Origin of the sequence: Williamsia sp., from assembly GCF_036566845.1 — a bacterium.
GTDB lineage: Bacteria > Actinomycetota > Actinomycetes > Mycobacteriales > Mycobacteriaceae > Williamsia.
Genome location: NZ_DATCVM010000155.1, coordinates 1 through 20,763 on the forward strand (window position 1 = coordinate 1; position 20,763 = coordinate 20,763).

The 20,763-nt window shown below is 63.5% G+C and carries 23 protein-coding genes; 13 read left to right on the top strand and 10 right to left on the bottom strand.

Features of this window, described 5'->3' with window-relative positions; genetic code table 11:
* Window positions 1–49 precede the first annotated feature (49 nt).
* The 4 genes from recF to dnaA all read right to left on the bottom strand — a co-directional run bounded on the left by recF (window position 50) and on the right by dnaA (window position 5,715).
* On the bottom strand, window positions 50–1,225 hold the full coding sequence (gene recF, locus VIQ49_RS15090; protein WP_331885985.1) for a DNA replication/repair protein RecF: 1,176 nt from the start codon (window positions 1,223–1,225) through the stop codon (window positions 50–52).
* Between the two features lie 20 nt (window positions 1,226–1,245).
* A complete protein-coding gene (gene gnd, locus VIQ49_RS15095) occupies window positions 1,246–2,139 on the bottom strand; it encodes a phosphogluconate dehydrogenase (NAD(+)-dependent, decarboxylating) (RefSeq protein WP_331885987.1) in 894 nt (297 codons plus the stop codon).
* A 154-nt stretch (window positions 2,140–2,293) separates the two neighbouring features.
* Window positions 2,294–3,463, bottom strand: coding sequence for a DNA polymerase III subunit beta (gene dnaN / locus VIQ49_RS15100; RefSeq protein ID WP_331885989.1), 1,170 nt, complete (start codon window positions 3,461–3,463; stop codon window positions 2,294–2,296).
* A 623-nt stretch (window positions 3,464–4,086) separates the two neighbouring features.
* Window positions 4,087–5,715: a chromosomal replication initiator protein DnaA gene (gene dnaA / locus VIQ49_RS15105; RefSeq protein ID WP_331885991.1), complete on the bottom strand. Its 1,629-nt coding sequence runs from the start codon at window positions 5,713–5,715 to the stop codon at window positions 4,087–4,089.
* A 443-nt stretch (window positions 5,716–6,158) separates the two neighbouring features.
* Between dnaA and rpmH the strand changes: the two genes are divergently transcribed.
* The 9 genes from rpmH (at window position 6,159) to VIQ49_RS15150 (ending at window position 12,808) form a co-directional block, all read left to right on the top strand.
* Window positions 6,159–6,302: a 50S ribosomal protein L34 gene (rpmH, locus tag VIQ49_RS15110; RefSeq protein ID WP_081631551.1), complete on the top strand. Its 144-nt coding sequence runs from the start codon at window positions 6,159–6,161 to the stop codon at window positions 6,300–6,302.
* Window positions 6,303–6,398: 96 nt separating this feature from the next.
* Window positions 6,399–6,704, top strand: a complete 306-nt coding sequence (gene rnpA, locus VIQ49_RS15115; protein ID WP_414731642.1) for a ribonuclease P protein component — start codon at window positions 6,399–6,401, stop codon at window positions 6,702–6,704.
* Window positions 6,704–7,072: a membrane protein insertion efficiency factor YidD gene (gene yidD, locus VIQ49_RS15120; protein ID WP_331885998.1), complete on the top strand. Its 369-nt coding sequence runs from the start codon at window positions 6,704–6,706 to the stop codon at window positions 7,070–7,072. Before rnpA ends, yidD begins: the two co-directional genes overlap by 1 nt.
* 4 nt (window positions 7,073–7,076) lie before the next feature.
* Window positions 7,077–8,294, top strand: a complete 1,218-nt coding sequence (yidC, locus tag VIQ49_RS15125) for a membrane protein insertase YidC (RefSeq protein ID WP_331886000.1) — start codon at window positions 7,077–7,079, stop codon at window positions 8,292–8,294.
* 48 nt (window positions 8,295–8,342) lie between these two features.
* Window positions 8,343–8,912, top strand: coding sequence for a protein jag (locus tag VIQ49_RS15130; RefSeq protein WP_331886002.1), 570 nt, complete (start codon window positions 8,343–8,345; stop codon window positions 8,910–8,912).
* A 150-nt stretch (window positions 8,913–9,062) separates the two neighbouring features.
* A complete protein-coding gene (rsmG, locus tag VIQ49_RS15135) occupies window positions 9,063–9,728 on the top strand; it encodes a 16S rRNA (guanine(527)-N(7))-methyltransferase RsmG (protein ID WP_331886004.1) in 666 nt (221 codons plus the stop codon).
* Window positions 9,729–9,739: 11 nt separating this feature from the next.
* Window positions 9,740–10,732 (top strand): ParA family protein, encoded by a 993-nt coding sequence (locus VIQ49_RS15140; RefSeq protein WP_331886052.1) that lies wholly within the window; start codon window positions 9,740–9,742, stop codon window positions 10,730–10,732.
* Window positions 10,729–11,868 (top strand): ParB/RepB/Spo0J family partition protein, encoded by a 1,140-nt coding sequence (locus tag VIQ49_RS15145; protein ID WP_331886006.1) that lies wholly within the window; start codon window positions 10,729–10,731, stop codon window positions 11,866–11,868. The genes VIQ49_RS15140 and VIQ49_RS15145 overlap by 4 nt, the downstream gene beginning before the upstream one ends.
* Before the next feature lie 220 nt (window positions 11,869–12,088).
* Entirely contained in the window at window positions 12,089–12,808 is a 720-nt protein-coding gene (locus tag VIQ49_RS15150; protein WP_331886008.1) for a hypothetical protein, read from the top strand.
* A 107-nt stretch (window positions 12,809–12,915) separates the two neighbouring features.
* On the opposite strand, the gene VIQ49_RS15155 is transcribed toward VIQ49_RS15150, so the two are convergent.
* The 3 genes from VIQ49_RS15155 to trxB form a co-directional block, all read right to left on the bottom strand.
* Complete coding sequence (locus tag VIQ49_RS15155; RefSeq protein WP_331886010.1) at window positions 12,916–14,094, bottom strand: N-acetylmuramoyl-L-alanine amidase; 1,179 nt, start codon at window positions 14,092–14,094, stop codon at window positions 12,916–12,918.
* Window positions 14,095–14,264: 170 nt separating this feature from the next.
* Window positions 14,265–14,597, bottom strand: a complete 333-nt coding sequence (gene trxA, locus VIQ49_RS15160; protein ID WP_331886012.1) for a thioredoxin — start codon at window positions 14,595–14,597, stop codon at window positions 14,265–14,267.
* Between the two features lie 65 nt (window positions 14,598–14,662).
* Window positions 14,663–15,649, bottom strand: coding sequence for a thioredoxin-disulfide reductase (trxB, locus tag VIQ49_RS15165; RefSeq protein ID WP_331886014.1), 987 nt, complete (start codon window positions 15,647–15,649; stop codon window positions 14,663–14,665).
* Between the two features lie 126 nt (window positions 15,650–15,775).
* Between trxB and VIQ49_RS15170 the strand changes: the two genes are divergently transcribed.
* The gene (locus VIQ49_RS15170) at window positions 15,776–16,681 is read left to right on the top strand and encodes a phosphatase PAP2 family protein (RefSeq protein ID WP_331886016.1); all 906 of its coding nucleotides are present in this window, start codon (window positions 15,776–15,778) and stop codon (window positions 16,679–16,681) included.
* A gap of 748 nt (window positions 16,682–17,429) precedes the next feature.
* Here VIQ49_RS15170 and VIQ49_RS15175 read toward each other — a convergent pair.
* Window positions 17,430–17,993 (bottom strand): mismatch-specific DNA-glycosylase, encoded by a 564-nt coding sequence (locus tag VIQ49_RS15175; RefSeq protein ID WP_331886018.1) that lies wholly within the window; start codon window positions 17,991–17,993, stop codon window positions 17,430–17,432.
* A 4-nt stretch (window positions 17,994–17,997) separates the two neighbouring features.
* Window positions 17,998–18,306 carry a hypothetical protein gene (locus VIQ49_RS15180; RefSeq protein WP_331886020.1) on the bottom strand — a complete coding sequence of 103 codons (309 nt, stop codon included), beginning with the start codon at window positions 18,304–18,306 and terminating at the stop codon, window positions 17,998–18,000.
* Here VIQ49_RS15180 and VIQ49_RS15185 point away from each other — a divergent pair.
* Window positions 18,305–18,589 carry a hypothetical protein gene (locus VIQ49_RS15185; protein ID WP_331886022.1) on the top strand — a complete coding sequence of 95 codons (285 nt, stop codon included), beginning with the start codon at window positions 18,305–18,307 and terminating at the stop codon, window positions 18,587–18,589. The genes VIQ49_RS15180 and VIQ49_RS15185 overlap by 2 nt on opposite strands.
* On the opposite strand, the gene sigM is transcribed toward VIQ49_RS15185, so the two are convergent.
* The gene (gene sigM / locus VIQ49_RS15190; RefSeq protein WP_331886024.1) at window positions 18,584–19,174 is read right to left on the bottom strand and encodes an RNA polymerase sigma factor SigM; all 591 of its coding nucleotides are present in this window, start codon (window positions 19,172–19,174) and stop codon (window positions 18,584–18,586) included. The two genes, VIQ49_RS15185 and sigM, sit on opposite strands and share 6 nt — an antisense overlap.
* Before the next feature lie 182 nt (window positions 19,175–19,356).
* Between sigM and VIQ49_RS15195 the strand changes: the two genes are divergently transcribed.
* Window positions 19,357–19,863 carry a flavin reductase family protein gene (locus VIQ49_RS15195; RefSeq protein ID WP_331886026.1) on the top strand — a complete coding sequence of 169 codons (507 nt, stop codon included), beginning with the start codon at window positions 19,357–19,359 and terminating at the stop codon, window positions 19,861–19,863.
* Complete coding sequence (locus VIQ49_RS15200; protein ID WP_331886028.1) at window positions 19,860–20,618, top strand: pyrimidine reductase family protein; 759 nt, start codon at window positions 19,860–19,862, stop codon at window positions 20,616–20,618. The genes VIQ49_RS15195 and VIQ49_RS15200 overlap by 4 nt, the downstream gene beginning before the upstream one ends.
* Window positions 20,619–20,763 lie beyond the last annotated feature (145 nt).

The following is a 20,763-nucleotide window of genomic DNA, read 5'->3' on the forward strand; positions in this document are numbered from 1 at the left end:
CTCCGCGGCGTGTCGGCACCCCCGCCCGGGCGATCAGGCTCGTTGTCGGTCATTGCTGCACCACCAATTCCGAGGTTCTGACGCCGTCGGCTTCGATGATATTGATCCCGACGGTGCGGCCACCGATCTGCGCCGGGATGTCGTCGGCAACCGCCGCGGTGATCAACACCTGTTCGGCGCCGGCGGCCACCTCGGCCAACTTCTCCCGGCGTAACACGTCGAGTTCGGCGAACACGTCGTCGAGCATGAGGACCGGTTCCACCCCGTCGGCGCGGGCGAGTCCCACCGAACCCAGCCGCAGCGACAACGCCATCGACCACGACTCTCCGTGACTGGCGAAGCCCTTCGCGGGTTCGTTGCCCAGCATCAGTTCGATGTCGTCGCGGTGCGGCCCGACGAGGCACACGCCTCGCTCGATTTCCTTCTTACGCAACACCGACAGATCATTGAGCATCAATGCTTCGATGTATTCGACGTCAGCCTTCTCACCGTCCGCAGGGACGACGTTCTCCGACACCGACGAACGATAGTGCATCGAGGCCGGACGGGATTGCGGCGCGATGGTCGAATATGCCTGGCGGACATGGGGTTCGAGCTCCGACACAAGATCGATCCGGGCCGCGGTGACCTGCGCACCGTAATCAGCCAGTTGGCCATCCCAGACATCGAGCGTACTGATCACCGAGTCGGCGTCACCGCCGCCGCGCCGCAGTGCCGCCGCCGCCGTCTTGAGGAGGGCTGCTCGTTGCCGCAGGACGCGGTCGTAGTCCGCCTTGGCAGCCGCCCATCGCGGTCCTCGTCCGGCGATCAGTTCATCGGCGAATCGCCGGCGTTCTCCCGGGTCCCCGCGGACCAGTGACAGGTCTTCGGGGGCAAACATCACTGTCCGCAGGATCCCCAGGATGTCGCGCGGTCGCCGACGCGGGGCACCGTTGATCGCAACCTTGTTGGCCTTGGACGCCGCGATCAGCAGATCCACGGTGAGCTCGCGGCCGTCGTTCTCGACGGTCGCCGACAACTTCGCCTGCTCGGCGCCCGATCTGATCAAAGGCTGATCCGTACTGACGCGATGCGATCGCAAACCGGACAGGTAGTACAGCGCTTCGAGCAGATTCGTCTTACCGAAACCGTTCCGCCCCACAAAAAGCGTTGTGCCGGTTGTCAATTCGATCGACACATGCTCCCAGGAACGGAAATCTTGCAGGCTCAGGTTGCGGACATACACCTCGTCGGATCAACTCCCGGTCATTCGGTCGACTTCGGGACCACCGAGTGCCCACCGAACTGCTGACGGAGTGCGGACACCGCTTTGAGTGCGGGTGAGCCGCCTTCTTGGCGGGAGGCGAACCGGGCGAACAGCGCCGCGGAGATGACGTTCGCCGGCACCGAATGCCGGATGGCTTCTTCCACCGTCCAGCGACCTTCACCGGAATCTGTTGTGTAGTCCGAGATCTCGGCAAGCCCCGGATCCTCCTGGAGGGCCTGTACCAGCAATTCCAGCAGCCAGGACCGAACAACGGTTCCGTTGGTCCAGGCCCGCAGGGTGCCGGTGACGTCTTCGATCAGCGGCTCGGCATCGAGGATCTCGTAGCCCTCACCGTAGGCGTGCATCAATCCGTATTCGATGCCGTTGTGGACCATCTTGGCGTAGTGACCGGCTCCGACCTGGCCGGCGTGGACGAATCCATCGGCCCGTTCACCGGGCGGACGCAGCGCATCGAAGATGGGCATCGCGCGGTCGACGTCTTCTTTCGAACCGCCACACATCAGCCCGTAGCCGTTCTCCAGACCCCAGACACCACCGGACACACCACAGTCGATGTACTTGATTCCCTTGGCCGCCAACAGTTCTGCGTTCACGGCATCGTCGGTGTACTTGGAGTTTCCGCCGTCGATGACCAGATCACCGGGCGACAGGGTCTCGGCGAGGGTGCGCACCGTCGAACGTGTCGGTTCACCCGACGGGACCATCACCCACACGATCCGGGGTGCATCGAGGGCACTGGTGAGTTCGGCCAGCGACGACACGTCGGTGACTTCCGGTCGCGGATCGTAGCCCACGACCTCGATGCCGGCGTCCTTGATGCGGGTGCGCATGAAGCCACCCATCTTGCCCAGTCCTACCAAACCCATCTGCATGGTGCCCTGTCCTCTGCCTGTTTCGGTACTCGCGGATTATCTCGGTCGGATCGACGCCCATCGTCACCGGACTCTGCGCGCCTCCATCATTCTGATCCAGGCTGGTGAAGTACGCGCGGTTTCGCGGCCGGAGTACCCGGGATCGGCAATCAGGTCAGCCGGGCAGACGCACCGGCATCAGGAGGTAGGTGTATTCGCTGTTGGGCGCTGCGTAGGCGCCGTTGCCGTCCGGAGTCGGTTCGTTCTCGTTACCCGGACGCAGGACGGCGGGCCGGGCCGGCGTGGTGAACCCGAAGTCGACGGACGTCGAATGCAGCGAGGTCAACCCGTCCAGCAGGTACTGCGGATTGAACGCGATGGTGAGCGGCTCACCGTAGTACTTCACGTCGACCTGCTCCTCGGCGCGGCCCGCATCATCGCCACCTGCGGTCAGCAGCACGGAATCCTCACCGAACTCCAGACGTACCTGGGCGCCGCGTTCGGCGACCAGTGCCACGCGTTTGATGGCCTCGGTCAGCGGTGCGATCTCGATGGAGGCAACCGATGTGTGCGTTGCCGGCAGCAGCTGCCGGAACTTCGGGAACTCGGCATCGAGGAGACGAGTGGTGGTGCGACGACCCGATCCGACGATGCCCAGCAGTCCGTCCGCGCCGATGCTTCCGCCGGAGCCGAATGCCAGTCCGACGGCCGAGTTTCCGTCGGCGCCCGCGGTCTTGGCAGCTTCGGACAACGTCTTTGCCGGGACCAGGACCGCAGCGGTCGTGTCAGCGACCTCGGGTGTCCAGGTGAGTTCGCGAACTGCCAACCGGAAGCGGTCGGTGGCGGCCAGGACGACGGTGGTGCCGTCGATCTCGAGCCGGATTCCGGTGAGCATCGGCAGGGTGTCATCGCGGCCGGCTGCGATCGCGACCTGGGTGATGGCCTCGGAGAAGACATCGGCCGGGATCGATCCGGTGTTGTCCGGGACGTCCGGGAGCTGTGGGTAGTCCTCGACGGGCATCGTGGGCAGCGAGAACTTGGCACTGCCGCAGACGATCGCGACGCGGGTGCCGTCGAGCTGGACGTCGACCGGCTTGGCAGGCAAGGCGCGCGTGATGTCGGCGAGCAATTTGCCCGACACCAGGACCTGACCTTCATCGGCGACCTCCGCAGAGACGTTGACCTGTGCCGAGACCTCGAAATCGAAGCCGGACACCGACAATCCCGAATCGGTCACCGTCAGCAGGACACCACCGAGCACCGGTACCGGCGGTCGGCTGGGCAGACTGCGCGCAACCCACGCGACCGAATCTGCAAACTCGTCACGAGTCACCCGAAACTTCATAGTCTCCAGCTTGCCCTTCGTTGATTGAACTTTCCGATGCGCAACAGGTTGCCTGCGAACGCAAACATCCCGCGAGCACAGGCGTCAGGGTCTCCACTCTAAAGCGGATCCCAAGTATTCGGTGCCGATGGGGGTGCTCAGTGAGATCGGACGATCGATCGCCGGGTGGGGTGTGTGGACCAACGTTGTGCACACCCCTTCTTTTGAAGAGATTTGTTGATAGAGAAATTCTTAGTGGTAGTAGGCACTGTGAATTTGTGGACAGGTGCCGAATTCGCCAGGTTGGGACCGCCGAGGGGTTGGTAGCGAATTCTTGGTGGTTCGTTGACGAACGTGACCGGCATGTGAACAGTCCTTGGAGTTTGCGGAAAGGTCCACTGTTTATCCACAGAAAATCGAAGTTATCCACGGAGTTGTACACAGGCTGAGGGTGGTGTGGCGGTCGGCGAACCGTGTGACCAACCGCTCCGAATAACCTCCAGTGAAGGTTGAGGGTAGGGCGATTTGAGGGAACCGACCGGACTTCGGAGACCTCGATGAGGCACCGTTCTCCGGCGGATATGACAAGGCGGCGGACGACCCTTGTGGGCCGTCCGCTGCGGGGTCTGTCGGTAGTGCTCCGGTCAGCGACGCGAACGCTGTTTGATGCGTGCGGTCAGTTCCTGCACCTGGTCGTACACCCTGCGGCGTTCGGCCATTTCCTTACGGATCTTCTTGTCGGCGTACATCACTGTGGTGTGGTCCCGGTCGAAGGTCTCACCGATCTTCGGCAACGAGAGGTCCGTGAGCTCACGACAGAGGTACATGGCGATCTGGCGGGCCTGAGCGATAGACCGGGTCTTACCGGGACCACGGAGCTCTTCGATGCTGATGTCGAAGTACTCGGCGTTGACGGCGAGGATGGTCGCGGCGGTGATCTCCAGGCTCGCCGAGTCGGGCAGCAAGGCCTGCAGCACGACGTCGGCCAGACCGGTGTCGAGTTCCGAGTGGTTCAGGGAGGCGAACGCCGTCACGCGGATGAGGGCACCCTCGAGTTCACGGATGTTTCGTTCGATCTTGGAGGCGATCAACTCGAGTACGTCGTCGGGTACCCGGATCTGATCCATCTGTGCCTTCTTGCGCAGGATGGCGATACGGGTCTCGAGCTCGGGCGGCTGGACGTCGGTGATCAGACCCCATTCGAAACGGGTTCGGAGCCGATCTTCGAGCGTTGCGAGCTGTTTGGGCGGCCGGTCCGACGAGACGACGATCTGCTTGTTCGCGTTGTGGAGGGTGTTGAAGGTGTGGAAGAACTCTTCCTGGATACCTTCTTTGCCTTCCAGGAACTGGATGTCGTCGACGAGGAGTACGTCCATGTCGCGGTACCGGCGCTTGAATGCCACCCGGCGGTCGTCACGAAGTGAGTTGATGAAGTCGTTGGTGAACTCTTCGGTCGAGACGTACTTCACCCGCATCCCCGGGAAGAGGCGCTGTGCGTAGTGGCCCGCGGCGTGGAGGAGATGAGTCTTGCCGAGCCCCGATTCACCCCAGATGAACAGCGGATTGTATGCGCGCGCCGGCGCCTCGGCGATGGCCACGGCGGCGGCGTGGGCGAAGCGGTTCGAGGCACCGATGACGAAGGTGTCGAACGTGTACTTCGAGTTGAGGCTGGAGTCGCCACTGGATTCGGACTTCGAGGACGACTCCGCGGAGAAGTAGCCTGACCATTCCGCCGCTCCCGTCCGTCCGAGATCGCGATCGCGCGACGCGAATGTCTCGGGAGGAAGCGGAGGCGCGGAATTGAGGTAGCGGCCGTCAACCTCGTCGGGGCGGCCGGATCCGGCCCCGGCCGGATCCGGCGACACCGGTGCGGGACCGGCTTGTCCCGCACCGGCGGGGGCCTGCCCGGCCGGGGCCTGTCCGTTTCCGGAGCGCTCGGGTTTGGCCGGGGCGGCGGAGTACGGATCAAAGAGTGTGTCGGCGGCAGCTATCGGATCGATCCGGACACCCAGATCGACCGAGTAACCCAGATGCCGGCTCAGCGCGGTGACGATCGGTTCGCGCAGGCCGCGTTCGATCTGTTCTTGGACACGCTGGGTGGGGACGGTCAGAAGGGCGAACCCCTCGGCAAGCGTCAAGGGGCGGACGAGGGAGAGCCAGGCCTTCTGTTGTTTGGAGAGTGGGAGCCGGTTTCCGGTGCTGTCATCGTTGAGCTCGGAAACGACTTTGTTCCAGATCACTGTGAAAGAATCGTGATCGGAATCGGCTGGCATGGTCATCCCTCCTGGTGGGTTCGTCACCAATTGTCCACACCGTTATCCACAGGTGTGGAGCAACTACAGAGACAACAGCGAACCCCAGATGGGTATCGCGATTCCGCCCCGGGTGGATAGCTTTGGTGAAGTTAACAGAGAATGGTGCAGCGTCACAACCGAAAACCACATGCCGCAGGTAAAGGCAAGAATCCAGGCCCCTCAGGCGTGTCGTCGAACGATATCGCAGGTCGCGGGCGGTTCGGCGTGATCGAGGCAGTTTGACCCGCCCGCGCCCGGTCCGTAAGCTCGAACAGTCGCCAAACGTCGATTCCGGCTGCGGTGAGCAAACCCGTTCTAAGGTTGCTCACCCGTCTGATGCTTCGAGGTAGCGAACAGACCACCGATTAAACAAGCTGGGCTCAACTGTGTAAGCGAGCCCATCACCATGAGGAGATTTGGCCGTGGCCAAGGGCAAGCGGACTTTCCAACCCAACAACCGTCGTCGCGCACGTGTGCATGGCTTCCGGCTGCGTATGCGTACTCGCGCCGGACGCGCGATCGTCAATGCTCGTCGTGGCAAGGGACGCTCGAGCCTGACGGCCTGAGTCGGCCGCGGTAACCGCAGGCCGCAGCAACTCGTGTTGGCTCCACCGCACCGGATCACCCGGCGATCGGACTTCACCCGCACTCTGAAAAATGGGGTGCGGGTTGGTCGGCGTGATGTGGTTGCGCATGTTTTCAGGCCGTCGCACCCGGATCTTGTCACCACCGGCGGACCACGGATCGGATTGATCGTGGGTAAGTCGGTGGGCAATTCCGTGACCCGTCATGCGGTGTCACGCCGGTTGCGTGCGGCCTCTCAGTTGTTGCTGGCCGATTGCGATCCGAGCACGATGGTGGTGGTCCGAGCGTTGCCCGGAAGTGCCACCTGTTCGGAACCGGAGTTGGAGCAGCAACTTGTGGGTGCAGTGAGTAAGGCGCAACGCCGCATCGAATCGACCGCGTGATGAGCGCGGTTGCGGATCTTCGTCACTCGGTGACGATGTGGCCGCGCCGTGCTGTCATCTTCTTGATCGAGCTGTACCGGACGTGGGTCTCCCCCATGCGCCTGCCGACCTGCCGTTTTGAACCGAGTTGTAGTACCTACGCCGTCGAGGCACTGACCGAGTTCGGATTCGTCCGAGGTGGGTTGCTGTCCGTCGTGCGACTTGCGAAATGTGGACCCTGGCACAAACCGGGCTACGACCCGATCCCGGAACGCCGCCGGCGGCCCGAAGCCGAACCCGATGATGATGCGAAATCGGGCAACGAGTGGGTTCTGGACCGATCTTCCTCGGCTGCAGAGCCGAATCGTGTTGTAACAGTGAGGAACTGACGACGTGCTAGATTTCATTTACTGGCCGGTTTCGGCGATCATGTGGGTGTGGCACTGGCTGTTCAGCCAGATCATGCCGGACACCCCGGGCTGGGACGGTATTGCCTGGTCGCTGTCGGTCATCTTCCTGGTCTTCACCCTGCGCGCCATCCTGTACAAGCCGTTCGTGAAGCAGATCCGCACCACGCGGAAGATGCAAGAGATCCAGCCGCAGATGCAGGCGATCCGCAAGAAGTACGGCAAAGACCGGGTCAAGATGACCGAGGAGATGCAGAAGCTTCAGAAGGAGCATGGGTTCAATCCCCTGCTCGGCTGTCTCCCGATGCTGGCCCAGATCCCGGTGTTCATCGGTCTGTTCCACGTGTTGCGCTCGTTCAACCGGATGGGCACCGGTTTCGGTCAGCTCGGCATGACCGCCGAAGAGACCCGTAATACCGCCAACTACATCTTCAGTCCGGAGCTTGTCCAGAACTTCCTCGATGCGCGTCTGTTCGGTGTCCCCCTGTCGGCGGCCATCAGTCAGCCCGAAACCGAATGGGTGGCGTTCAGCGCCGACGGTGTTGTTGACTTCACCCGCGCGAACATCATCATGTTGGTGATCCCGCTGGTGATCGTCTCGTCCATCGCGACGCACATGAACTCTCGGGCCTCTGTGGCACGTCAGAGCGAAGCGGCGCTGGAGAATCCGCAGACGCGGATCATGAACAATCTCGCGCTCTATGTTTTCCCGCTGGGCATTCTGGTCTCCGGTGCGTTCTTCCCGGTCGCGATCCTCATGTACTGGGTTTCGAACAACCTCTGGACCTACGGACAGCAGCACCTCGTCTTCGGTCGTATCGAGAAAGAAGAAGAAGAAGAGAAGGCTGCCAAGCTGGAGAAGCGGTCGCAGAACGCACCCAAGCCCGGTGCCAAGCCTGCCGTGTCCGCCAAGCCGAAGCCCGGTGCCAAGCCGGTTGCCAAGGGCAAGACAGTCGCCACGAGCAAGGCCGATTCCGTTGATCTGTCCAAGGGTTCTTCGGACGCAGACGGTGATGCGACGACAGCGGATGACACCGCAGCAGACGAGTCCGTGACGGATGACAAGACCGTGGCGCAGGAGTCTCCTGTCACGAAGACGCCGGACAAGACCAGGCCCGCCGGCTCTCCCACTGCGAACAATGCGAAGAAGTCCGGCGGTAGGCGTCCGAGCGGTACGCCACAGAAACGTAAGAGAAGGCGCTGACACGATGCGCGGTCAGTTCCCAAGAAGAGTACAAAGCGAGGTAGTGCGATGAGTGCAGAGACAAAAGAAGTCGCTGTCGAGGAAGTGAACGACGAGGTTGCTGCGGCGGACACCGTTGCAGAGGAATCGGTATCCGACGAGCCGGAGTTGTCTGACGAGGAGCGCCTGGTAGAGGAAGGCGAAATCGCCGGCGACTACCTGGAGCAGTTGCTCGACGTACTCGACTTCGACGGAGACATCGATCTCGATGTGGACGGCGATCGTGCGATCGTCAGCATCGATGGTGGTTCCGATCTCGTGAAGCTCGTCGGCAAGAACGGTGAGGTTCTCGATGCCCTGCAGGAGCTGACCCGCCTCGCGGTGCAGCGCACGACCGGCGATCGCAGTCGGCTGATGCTGGACGTCGCCCGGTGGCGTGCGGATCGTCGGGAGCGTCTGGCGAAGTTGGGTACCGAGGTCGCCGAGCGCGTTCTCGAAAGCGGCGAACGTGAGACCCTCGACCCGATGTCACCGTTCGAGCGCAAGATCGTCCACGACGCTGTGGCCGGGGTTGAGGGTGTGTATTCCGAGAGTGAAGGCACGGAACCCAACCGCCGTGTTGTAGTGCTCAAGTCCTGATCTTCAGTATTCGACGTCAATGGGCCCCGGCGTTTTCGCCGGGGCCCATTGCGTTGTCGGGGCATAGTTACATGGATGTAGTTTGCTTGTCCGCGTTCTGGTGCAGCCACCAGAACGCGGTGATGTTTCACGTGAAACGGAGGATCTTGTTTGTCTACTGAGTTTGATGGTCCTGAGGGTGAGAAAACACTGGCCGCCGCACGGGCGGTGTTCGGCGAACGGTTTGGATTGGCCGAGCGATATTGGTCGAGTCTGGCGGGCGCGGGAGTCGAGCGCGGCCTGATCGGACCACGGGAAGTGGACCGCCTTTGGATACGTCACGTGTTGAATTGTGCCGTGATCGGTGACCTCATGTCCGACGGCGAGAATGTGGTTGACGTCGGGAGTGGTGCGGGCCTTCCGGGGCTCGCCGTGGCGATCGCGAAACCGACCGTCCGGATGACTCTGGTCGAACCCCTCTTGCGGCGCGCGACATTTCTCGAAGAAGTGGTCGCCGAACTCGAACTCGATGTCCGGGTGGTTCGAGGCCGCGCGGAGGAGAAGACGGTCAAAAAGATCGTCGGAGGAGCGGACGTTGTCACGTCCCGAGCGGTCGCTCCTCTGGACCGGTTGGCCAAGTGGTGCGTTCCCCTGCTCCGCCCCGGCGGCCGGCTCGTCGCGGTCAAAGGATCATCCGCAGCAGATGAGATCGAGCAGCATCTCGGGACACTCGGGCGGATCGGACTGTCCAACGTTCACGTGGAGACCACCGGGGCTGGGATACTCGAGAGACCCACAACGGTTGTCGTCGCCACTCGAATTGGTGGTCGTCGGTGACAGAGCGCAGAATGTTCGGTAGGCGTAGCCGAAGGAGCCAAAGCGTGTCCAATGAACCGCATGTTTCACGTGAAACTGTTCCACGTGAAACCACCGGATATGAGGCCAGACCACAACAACACCACGACACCCCGATCGCCGCTGCGGCGGAACGTGCCAGCCAGGTGCTGACACCGGGAGGGCCGGGTTCACTCCCCCGCCCGCCACACACCCGGATCATCACGATCGCGAATCAGAAGGGCGGGGTGGGCAAGACCACCACGGCCGTCAACTTGGCGGCGGCATTGGCGGTGCACCAACTCCGGGTTCTGGTGATCGATCTCGATCCTCAGGGCAACGCGAGTACCGCTCTCGGCATCGATCACCGATCCGGTATCCCGTCGGTGTACGAGCTCCTGATCGGTGAGGTCGACTTCGCCGACACGATCGTCCAGAGCACCAGCTATGAGAACTTGTACTGTGTCCCGGCAACCCTGGATCTGGCTGGTGCCGAGATCGAGTTGGTATCGATGGTGGCGCGAGAGAATCGCCTCCGGAACGCACTCGACCGGGAGACGCTCGAACGGTACGACTTCGACTTCGTTCTCATCGACTGCCCGCCGTCACTGGGATTGCTGACGATCAATGCGATGGTCGCTGCCCAAGAGGTGCTGATCCCGATCCAGTGCGAGTACTACGCACTCGAGGGCGTGAGCCAGTTGCTCTCCAATATCAATCTGGTGCAGGCGCACCTGAACCCGGCGCTGCACGTGTCGACCGTTGTCCTCACGATGTACGACGGGCGCACCAAGCTCGCGGATCAGGTCGCTGAGAGCGTCCGGGAGCACTTCGGTGACCGAGTGCTCAACGCGATCATTCCGCGCAGCGTGAAGGTCTCTGAGGCCCCCGGATACGGAAGCACGATCATCGAGTACGACCCGGGTTCACGTGGAGCAATGAGTTACCTGGACGCCGGACGCGAACTGGCGTTGCGTTCCGTACAAGAGGTGGAGGGCCGGCGGTGACCGACGACAAGAACCCTGCGAAAGCACCCGGCGCAACGAAGCCGGGCAAGGGTGGACAACGCAAGGGTGGGCTCGGACGTGGGCTTGCCGCACTGATCCCCACCGGGCCCGTGGACGGACCGAAGATGGGTTCGGCTGCCACCGACGTGATGTTCGGGAACGGACGCACCGCGCCGGTCAACCCCGGAACCAGCGCTGGTAGCAACGCGGGTTCCGGCGGCGCCAGCAGCGCCGAGAACGGGAACCCGACGGCGTCGAATACCGCGAGCGCGCCGGTCCCGACTCCGCCGTCCATCACGGATCCGGATGAGATCGACGACGTCGGCGCGGTGTACCAGGAGATCGAACCCTGGCGTATTCAGCCGAACCCGCAGCAGCCGCGGACCGCTTTTGACGAAGAGGCACTGGCCGAACTCGTGCACTCGATCCGCGAGTTCGGGCTCATGCAGCCGATCGTCGTGCGGCGTCTGGCCGAGCCTGAAGACGGTATCGAGTTCCAACTCGTCATGGGCGAGCGCCGCTGGCGGGCGAGCCAGGAAGCCGGCCTGGAGAAGATCCCGGCGATCATCCGGGAGACCGCCGATGCCGCGATGCTCCGCGACGCGCTGCTGGAGAACATCCACCGCGTACAGCTGAACCCGTTGGAAGAGGCGGCTGCGTACCAACAGCTGCTCGAAGAGTTCGGTGTCACCCACGATGAACTGGCCACCCGGCTGGGTCGTTCACGGCCGGTGATCACGAACATGATCCGTCTCCTGCGCCTGCCGATTCCGGTCCAGCGGCGCGTGGCGGCCGGCGTGCTGTCGGCCGGACACGCGCGAGCACTGCTGTCGCTCGAGGCGGGCGCGGATGCGCAGGAGGTCCTGGCCGCGCGGATCGTGGCCGAGGGTATGTCGGTGCGCGCCACCGAAGAGGCCGTCACATTGGCCAACCGTGGTGACGGCAAGACGGCTCCCCCGACCCAGAAGCGGAAGCCGATGCAGATGCCGGGCCTCCAAGACGTGGCCGAGCGACTCTCGGACAAGCTCGACACCCGGGTGACCGTCGCGATGGGCAAGCGCAAGGGCAAGATCACGGTCGAGTTCGGGTCCGTAGGCGACCTCGAACGACTCGTTGAGATCATCGCGCAAAAGTAGAATTCGAGCCACGAAATTTCAGGTACTGGTGGGTGCGGGTGATACGTCACAGTGACAACAACTGGGAAATCAGATCATGAAATGACCCAAAGATGTTTTCTCACAACAGAATTGGCGTTCACCCTCGCTCATCTGAGGCGGTGTTCCGTCATCGCCTATGCTGAGATGTGTTCTTCGTAGTATTTGGTCCAATGAGGTGTCTTCAGGAGGCGGCGGGTCCGTGTCGGTAACGATAACGCCGCTCACCATGGACGGGTTCGAGTCGCTACCCGTACACGGTCGGCGCTGTGTGTTCTGGGAGATGGAACCCAACGTCATCCCTGACACTCTGGGCGGAGAACCCTTCGAGAGCGAGTTCGACAAAGAAGTCTGGGTCTCGATGATCCTGCTCGAATGGGGAACCTGCGGACAGATGGCGGTCAGCCGGAAGACCGGCAAGGTGGTGGGTGCCGCGTTCTACGGTCCCCCGCGCAGCGTCCCCCGTTCGGCACTTTTCCCCACGTCCCCGGTGTCGGCCGACGCGGTCATCCTCTCGTCGATGTGGGTGGACCCCGGTCACGACAATGCCGCCGAGGATCTCGCGCGAGCCGTCATCGTCGACCTCACCCGACGCGGCGTCCGGGCCATCGAGGCATTCGGGATCGTGCGGTCCGAGCGCGCGGACCTGGACTCCGAACAGGGCACCGGCGAGATCCAGGGCGACGAGACCATTTGCCCGCGCTGCATGATCGACGCGGAGTTCCTCAAAGAATCAGGGTTCGACGTGGTGTCGGCCCACCACCGCTTCCCCCGCTTGCGACTCGAGCTCGACGAAGATCTGGGCTGGAAGGCCGGCGTCGAGAGTGCGCTCGAGAAGTTGGTTGTGATGGCGGCCATCGACGTGGCGGGGCGTGAACGCACCGCGGTGACCGTTGGACGCCGCACAACGATCATGCCCTGACAGTGAACCTGTCAGGGCATGATCATCGTGGGAATCGGAGCGGTCTTTCAGAGTACGGCGATCTTGGTGCTGTTGATGTCAGTCCGAATCGACCGGGCAAGGTCGGACTAGCGACGAATCTGCTCCGATGCGAGCAACGCGGCGAACGTGTAGGTGCCGGTGGGCTGATCGTCCTGCCCGAGTAGGTACAGGCGTTTGACCGCAACAAGAATCGCCTCGGCGATGGTGTCACGGACCGCCGGATTGCTCAGCTCGGTGGCGTCGTGGAGATTGCTGATGTAGCCGACGTCCAACTGGACTGCGGGCATTCGGCTGCGCCGCAGGATATCCCAGGTGCGTTCGTGCGAACGACAGTCGCGTAGTTCAGTTCTCGCGACGATCTCGCGCTGGATGAAGCCGGACAGCGAACGCCCGATCATCGACGTCGATCCGTGCGGGGTGCCGAAGTGGAATGAGGCCACACCACTGGCGCGGCTGTTCGGGTAGTGAGCGCAGCGCAGCGCGATCAGTAGGTCTCCGCCAATGGAATTCGCGGTCTCGGCGCGCTCTTTGTCCGAGGGGTCTTGATCCTCGGCGCGGGACAAGAATGTTTCCATGCCGGCCGCGATCATCCGGCCCTCGAGGCGGCGTGCGAGATCCCAGAGAATCTCGGCCTCGATGGCAGACTCCCGCGGGTCGGCGCCGGGATGGCCGCCGCCGGAACCCGGATCGATCACGATGCGCTTGCCGGACAGTTGCGGTCCGAGCCGGCGAACGTGCTCCTCTTCGCGGATCGCGTGCGGCGAACCGCCGGTGACACGGGTTCCGAGCAACTCCAGTGACCGCAGGGTCGCGGGCCCACAGATGCCGTCGGCGCTCAGGCCGAACTCGCTCTGGTAGTTGCAGAGGGCGGTGTAGGTGTCGCCGCCGAAATGACCGTCGACGAGACCGGTGTAGTAACCGAGGTTCTGTAGCCGCGATTGCAGCGTTGCCACATCGTCGCCGTGCATGGGAGCAGACAGTTGGTAGAACAGCACACGCGCACCGAGGTGGTAGGAGGCCTCGTGGAGCGCACCGAACGTGGCCGGGCCGACGATGCCGTCGACAAGCAGTCCACGTCGTTGCTGGAAGGCGCGAACGGCCTGGTCGGTCTCGGCGTCGAAGACGGCTTCGGGCAATGCCCAGCCGTTGGTGTCGACCACGCGGCCCAACTGGGGCACCACGTCTGCAAGTAGGCCCTGATTTGTCAGGATTGCCCGAATTTCGGCGACCGCGGAACCGTGATCCCCCAACCGGAACAACGGCATCACAGTGGCCTTCCTTGTAGCAATATGCGCATCACGATGAGTCGGGACTCCCCAACTCGCTAGCAAGTGTCTCAGCTATCCCCCGACAGAGCCAATACGGCCAGGCATCAGTCTGGGACCTTTGAGGTCACAGTACTGATGCCTGGCCGTGATCGCCCAAGGGCGCAATCTTACTTGCCGAGGACCCCGTCGAGTTCGCGCAGGAGGGCAGCCTTGCCCTTTGCGCCGACGATGGTCTTGGTGGGCTTACCGTCTTCGAAAAGGATCATCGTCGGGATCGACATGATCTGAAAATCCCTGGCCACGTTGGGATTCTGGTCGACGTCGACCTTGGCGACGGTGATCTTGGCGGAGTTCTCGCCGGCGATTTCCTCCAGAACCGGTGCGACCATCTTGCACGGCCCGCACCAGGTGGCCCAGAAATCGACGAGGACGGGCTTGTCTGCCCCGAGGACCTGTTCCTTGAACGTGGCATCGGTGACGGCCACGGTGTTTGCTCCCATTGTGTTCTCCTTTTCACACGTGCGTTGGTCCGTTCGCATGAACGGGATGGTGAGGTGGTGGGTGGTCAGGCCTGGGCCCCGACGGCTTCGGGAACCTCGTGGGACGGGGCATCCGCCTGGTCGGCGAGCCATCGCTCGGCGTCGATCGCCGCGGCGCAGCCCGAACCGGCCGCCGTGATGGCCTGCTGGTAGGTGTGGTCGACCAGATCGCCGGCCGCAAAGACGCCGGGGACCGAGGTGTAGGTCGTCCGACCGTCGACCAGGACGTATCCGTCGGTGTCGAGGTTGACCTGTCCCTTGATCAGATCGCTGCGCGGATCGTGGCCGATGGCGACGAACATGCCGGTGGCGTCGATCTGCGAGGTCTCACCGGTGAGGGTGTTGACCAGCTCCAGGCCGGTGACCGACGTCTCGCCGAGAACCCGGCCGATCGTGGTGTTGGTGACGAACCGGATCTTGTCGTTCGCACGGGCCCGTTCGAGCATGATCTTCGACGCCCGGAATTCCTCGCGGCGGTGGATCACGGTCACCGAACGCGCGAACTTGGTGAGGAAGGTGGCTTCCTCCATCGCGGAGTCGCCACCGCCGATCACAACGATGTCCTGGTCACGGAAGAAGAAGCCGTCACAGGTGGCACACGCCGACACACCGCGGCCGAGCAGTTCCTGCTCACCGGGGACGTCGAGGTAGCGTGCGGCAGCACCCATGGCGAGGATGACGGTCTTGGCGCGGTAGGTCTCACCACCGGCGTCGACCTCCTTGATCCCACCGGTCAGACGCACGGCGTCGACGTCCTCCATGCGGAGGTCTGCGCCGAAGCGAATCGCCTGCTCGCGCATCTCCTCCATGAGCTCTGGGCCCTGGATACCCTTCTGGAAGCCAGGAAAGTTCTCGACCTCAGTGGTTGTCATCAATGCACCGCCGAACTGGGTGCCCTCGAAAACAACGGGTGATAGATCTGCACGGGCGGCGTAGACGGCTGCCGTGTAGCCCGCCGGACCCGATCCGACGATGATCACGTCGTGGACGGTGTCGGTACCTGCTGAGGTCATCGATGCTCTACTTTCTTCACTGGGTGACAGCTTCAATAACATCAGCCTAAGGGCTTCTGTTCCCGGTTCGGAGCTGGGCGCACGACCCTGAGAAGGCTCACAGACTTCTCCGGCACCATGGAGCGTATGTATCGGTCGTCACCTCCACGTATTTCGCGCGCACAGCCGTCGCTGTCGTCGGCGTTGTGGGCGGTTTCGCTGCTGGTTGCGTTTGTCGCCGTCTATGTGGTGGCAGTACACACCGAGGTCGGCCAGCGGGCCGACCAGCGGGCGTTTCTGTCGCTGCGCGGCACCGGAGCGACCGCGGATCTGCCCCACGTCGTGGGCCTTGGCTCGGTCACCGACCTGAGGCTGTGGCTGGTCTCGGTCGTGGCGATCATCGGATTGGGTCTTCTTGCCCATCGGCGGCTGAGTATTGTTGTGCTGCTCGCACTTCCGGTGCTCGGGATTCTGTTGACCCAATTTCTGCGCGATGAACTGCTCACCCGTCCGGACTTCGATGGACTGGGCTGGGTCACCAATACGTTCCCGAGTGGGCACGCCGCGGCCGCTGCCGGATGTGTGGCCGCCATCGTCCGGGCGTCGCCGCGCTCCCTCTCACCGGTGGCCGCCGTCGCCGGCGTCGGATGGCTCACCCTGGTGTCCCAGGATCTGATGGTCTGGGGATGGCACCGTCCGAGCGACCTCATCGGATCGGTCCTGTTGGCCGCGGCGCTGATGCATCTGGTGCCGCCGTCGCGAGCACGAGGCAGTGGCGAGAATTACAATCGGATGCTCGTCGGGGTGATCACCGCGGCGGTCGCTGCGGTGGGACCCCTGGTGTGGGCCGTGACATCCGGACACCTGGCCGTGGCGCCGGTCGGGCTGGCCGCCGCTGTGGCGATCGCCTCACTTGTCGCCGATCGTGGTCCGGCTGATGGTCGCGGGGTTGCCCGTGGTGCAGTCGGTACCCACCACCAGCGCGTCGAATACACCGATCGTTCCGGTGGACAGCAGGATCACCACGGCCGGATGTCCGGCGTTGTCGATTGACCCGGATCCCAGGATGGCGGTGGACGGCGGGATCTGATGCGCTCGCAGACACCGATCCTGGGCCGCGGTGTCGGCGAATCCCCCACCCTCGGTGCTGCCCAGCACGCCCAGGAGCGTGGCGATGGGCAGATCACTGTCGGGCAGATCACTGTCGGGTCGAACGTTGTCGGGGAGCGTGGCGATCGGGCTGGTCTGTCTGGCGATCGGGGTTGATCCCGTGTTCCCGGAATCACCGGTGAACGCAAAGGTGGTGGCCACGGCGATTCCTGCGACCGCGGCAACAGCGGCCAGCGACGACACGAGCGCGCCCCGATGACGGGCGAACCAGGTGACCGGCTGATCGGCGGTGCGGTTGTGGGTGAGCGTTCTCAGGGTCTGATCGATCTGCTCCCGGACAAACGGTGGTGGCGGGATCGACGAATCCCGGAGCCCGGCCAGTTGTGCGGTGGTGGCCTCGAGTGCCGCCCAGACGGCACCGGCATCGGGATCGGTGAGGACCCGGGCCGTGAGCAGCTCGGAAAAATCGTCCGGGTACACACCGGCGTGCAGGTCAGCGATCACATCGACCGAATAGGGCGGATCCGGCACCTCGCCGTGTGAGTCCACCCGGTCGCCGACTCCGAACATCGCGTGGACCCCTGTTCTCTCATCAATTCGATCGCCGGTCACTGGAGACCGACCTCTATACTTGGACGCCGTCGTGCTGCCGTCGGTTCCATCGAGATCGAAGACAGGTGCAGTTCGACCTTCAGACGATGCCGGCAGCCTCGGCGGGTTTGCGGTAGGCGGCAGCGAGAGTGTCGACGGTGGCGTGGGCGTTGAGCCCACTCGGGTTGGGGACCACCCAGACGGGGACACCCGCGATGTTGCGGTCCTGCAGTCCCACCGCTGCCTTTCGCTCTCCGAATGCCACCCGGTATGCGGTGATCCCGGCAACCGCGACCACCTTCGGCGATACCGCGCGGACCGTGTCCACCAGTTGCTCGCCTCCGCTGCGCAGCTCCTCGTCGGTCAGTTCATCGGCGCGGGCGGTGGCTCTGCGCACCACATTGGTGATGCCGATACCCCTGTCCGTCAACAGTTTTCGGTCCGCATCGGTGAATCCGGCCGACGCATCGATCACGCGGTCGACGATGCCGGCGCGAGCCAGCGCCGGATAGAAGCGATTGCCCGGGCGGGCGAAGTGCGCTCCCGTCGCAGCTGTCCACAGTCCCGGATTGATGCCGACGAACAGCAACAGGCACCGCGGACCGACCAGGTCGGGGATGACCGCGTCGCGGTACGACTCGAGTTCTGCGCGTGTGAAGCCCATCGCATCAGTAGACCGCAGTCGGTGAGGATGCGGTGTCGGCGGGTTGACGGAGCACGCGGATCGCTGCCAGCGCGGTGAGTACCAGGACGACCGAGTTCGGAGGTGGTCTCCAACGGTCACCAGGGAGTCGCCTGTTGTGAACCATCACCGGTGGCCGGCCGATCCGGGCGGCCAGGACCGCGGACAGGGGTGCGACGAAAGCGATCACGATCGAAGGAAGCAGGCTCCAGAGTGCCGCTGACAGTGGCGATTTCCCGAGGACCGACTGTAGATACTGGGTCATCATGATCGCGTTGCCGAGGATCCCGAACATGGCGATGAGGTTGATCCAGATGCTGGTGGAGAACCGTCGATCGGCAAAAGAGCGTGAGGTCGACGAGTGGCTCGGCCAGGTGGCGTTGCCGACGGACGAACATCAGGCCGGCCGATACTCCGACAACAAGATGGACGAGGGCGCGGTCCCCGAACACTATCCACGTCTGATCGACGCAGTCACGGACTCATCGAACACCGGCGGTGACGTCTACGACGAGGAACTGACTTTCGGCCTGGACGTGATCTTCGACGGCCTGGCGGCACGGATCAGCGGCTCATGAGTTGGTCTCCTCAGCAGGTGCCCGCAAATGGCCAAGTGTGACAGCGAGTTTCGCGCGGCCACGAGCACATCGGCTCTTGATGGTCCCCGCCGGCACGCCCAGGAGCGCCGAGGCCTCCGCCACCGAATAGCCCTCCACATCGATGGCCACGATCGCGGCCCGTTGATCCGGCGGCAGGGCGTCGAGGGCCCGTCCTATCGACAGCGTGAGGTCGACGTCACCGTGCTCGTCGCGTGGATCGGCGAACTCGGTGATGTCGAACTCGGGCAGCGGGATCGTCGGGCGCGCCTTGTTCCGACGGATGCGATCGAGACATGCGTTGACCACGATGCGGTGCATCCACGAGCTGACCTTGGCGTCTGCCCGAAAGCGGTCGGCCATCCGGTGTGCCTTGAGCAGCGCATCCTGCAACGCGTCGGCTGCGTCCTCGTCGGAATTCGAGGTCCGGCGCGCAACGGCCCACAGATGGCCCTGCAGTCGTGTTATCAGTATCCCGAACGCATCCCTGTCCCCCTCCACATGAGCCGCAAGCAATTCCTCATCAGTCCGCGCGTCATCCCCACAGACCTCCCCCCACTCGGCCATGGATGGAGACTAATGGAGGCCGGCGCCCGGTGCTATTGCAGCCGCGAAATCGTCGTACGGACACCCGGGGCCATTGGCCGGTGAGGTTTGCGTTCTCACTCATTGGAGACACTGAAAGCAGAGTATGTCCGTGAATGGTGTGATTGATGTGACTGGAATTGATACGAGAAGGGTGGGTACCGGTGAGTGAACAGGAATCCGCGAAATCCGCCTTCGACCAATTGGTGGGCCAGCTGGATTATCCGATGTTTGTCGTGACGACGCGGGGCGCGGACCGTTTGTCGGGATGTCTGGTCGGCTTCGCCAGTCAGGCCGGCATCAATCCGTCCCGATTCTTTGTCGGTCTGTCCAGACGCAATCACACATTCGGGGTGGCCCAGGACGCGGAGTATCTCGCCGTGCATGTACTCGCTCGCGAACACGTCGGCCTCGCACGCCTTTTCGGTTCGGAGACCGGTGACGAAGTGGACAAGTTCGAGCGGTGCCGATGGCACGAGGGCCCGCATCGGCTGCCGATTGTCGACGAAGCCGCCGCCTGGTTCGTGGGACGGATAATCCGCCGGATCGATGCCGGCGACCATCTCGGAATCCTGTTGGAACCGTTCGACGGTGAGATGACATCTGCGGCCACCGGGGAATTGGTGAGTTTCTCCGATGTGAAAGATCTCGATCCGGGACATGACGCATGAACGATTCACGGGTGCCGTTGTTGCCGTCGGGTGCCGTGGACACCGCAGCGCTCGCCACCGAGTGGTACGGGGATCCGCCGGTGGGTGTCCGGGCGAACATGGTCACGAGCCTCGACGGCGAGGCTGCGTTCGACGGGCGGGTTCGACAGATCTCCGGTGCCACCGATCAAGCGCTGCTGAAGGCCCTGAGGATCTTCGCCGACGTGGTGCTGGTCGGGGCCGGCACCGTGCGTGCCGAGAACTACGGGCCGGTGGTCTTCAAAGATGCCCACCGGCGGGTCCGTGAGCAGCGTGGGGCGATGACCGCACCACCGGTCGCGGTGGTGACCAACTCCGGTGTTCTGCCCGAGACCTCCGGACTCCGAGGCGCCACTCCCCGACCGATCATCATCACGACCACCCGCGCACGTGCCAGGGCCGCGGACTCGGGGGCCGACGTCATCGCGGTCGGGACCGAGACCGTCGATCTCACCGAGGCGGTCGAAGCGCTGAAAGACCTTGGGATGAAACATATTCTGTGCGAGGGCGGTCCGACTCTGCTGGACGCACTGGTCGGTGCGGATCTCGTCGACGAGTTGTGTCTGACGGTGGCTCCGAAGTTCGCCGGGCTCCAAGAGCACACACCACGTCCCCGTCCGGCGAACCCCCTGTCCTCGCCGCGCGGTCTGACCCTCGCACATGCCCTGTCGCACGACGACTTCCTGTTCTTGCGATACGCGCGCCGAACCCCCGACCCGCCCCCCACCGCGAACTGACCGAGAATCGGGCATTCGGCCCGCGCCCGGAGACGATCTACACTGAAGGCATTCCGGGTATCTCTCGGCCGTATGCCGTCCCCGGAAGGAATGTCATCACTTCATCCCCAGCGTCCCACGATATCTACCTCGTTCCCCCGGAGCC